This is a genomic window from Candidatus Contendobacter odensis Run_B_J11, from assembly GCF_000531125.1.
Lineage (GTDB): Bacteria > Pseudomonadota > Gammaproteobacteria > Competibacterales > Competibacteraceae > Contendibacter > Contendibacter odensensis.
In genome coordinates, this window is record NZ_CBTK010000093.1 from 1 (window position 1) to 1,175 (window position 1,175).

A 1,175-nucleotide genomic window follows, 5' to 3' on the forward strand; every position below is an offset into this window, starting at 1 on the left:
GAAATTAGCTGAAAGCATGGCATTATTACCAGCAACTAATTCTGCGGAAGCTTAGGAGAAAATGGTTTTTCGACAGTCTCTTAATAAAAGGCCGCATTTACTATAACTGGTTAATGCGGCTTTTTAATACCTGAGTAGTTACGAACCGAATAAAAATAAATATTTAACATGTTGAAAAATAACAGCTTTATTAAAATTCTAATCTAAAATGCTCTTATTGTTTCTGATAATGTCTAATGTTTCGATTTGCCATCTTTCTTTATAGTATTCAAGAGCGTTTTGCCCGTCATTTTTGCTGGAGGCCACACTCAACAACCACCGGCTGAAAGCCGGTGGGTTGAAGTAACGGACTGAAAGTCCATGTGCGCGTCGCCTCAACGACGCGCCTAGGGTTCAACCCGAAAGTCATGCGCTGGATCCGGCTCAAAGTGATGATCCAGGTACTCTTGACTCACGGTTCGCTTAAACGAAGATTGGCTTTTGAGAATTGAAAATGTTGGGTAATCTTGCCGTAGAATCAACGATCAACCTTCTCTCCCTCTGCACAGGCGGGCGGATCAGGGATGAGGCAACCCCTTGACTGTTTAGCGCTTCCCACCAACCCGCTTACCGCCAGTGGGTGAAGCGGACCACCGGTAACGACCTATGCTTAACGAACTCATCCGCCTGCTTAAAGTTGAACGTGTTGACGACCTGCTCGTGTTGTGGGCGCAAGCGCACCAGATGCAGATTCCGGCCGTGATCGATCCGTTCTTTCCGACCCCTGGCCTCTGGAAGGGGGAACTGAGCTTTGGTGAGGTGGCGGCGGTGTGGTTGACCTTTATCACGTCGCAGGGTGATCACTGCTTGTCGCATGTTCAGCCCTGGGTGGAAGCCCATCTTGACACGCTGACGGCGTGTCTGTGTAAGCCGATTCGCCCACTGGACTTTAGCGATGATCGGCGGGCCGACCTGCTGGATCGCTTCGCCGAGACGGCGACCTGGGGGAAGTGGAAACGGCGCTCAATGGGGTAGTGCTGCGCGTGTCTGAGTTGGGCAGCGACCGAGTTCGCCTCGACAGCCCCTCGGCCAAGACCTATGCCGGAGTCAGCGAGGGGGGTGTTTCAGTTTGAGCCTAGTACTTCACCCGCTCTGAATTGACGGGTAGAGGCGTTTTAACTTGATGCGGGCATCGG

At 51.1% G+C, this 1,175-nt stretch carries 1 protein-coding gene; it reads left to right on the forward strand.

Annotated features, from left to right (window positions below; translation table 11 throughout):
• The first annotated feature begins 645 nt into the window (after positions 1-645).
• Entirely contained in the window at positions 646-1,014 is a 369-nt protein-coding gene (locus BN874_RS07545; RefSeq protein ID WP_034431866.1) for a hypothetical protein, read from the forward strand.
• The last annotated feature ends 161 nt before the right edge of the window (positions 1,015-1,175 follow it).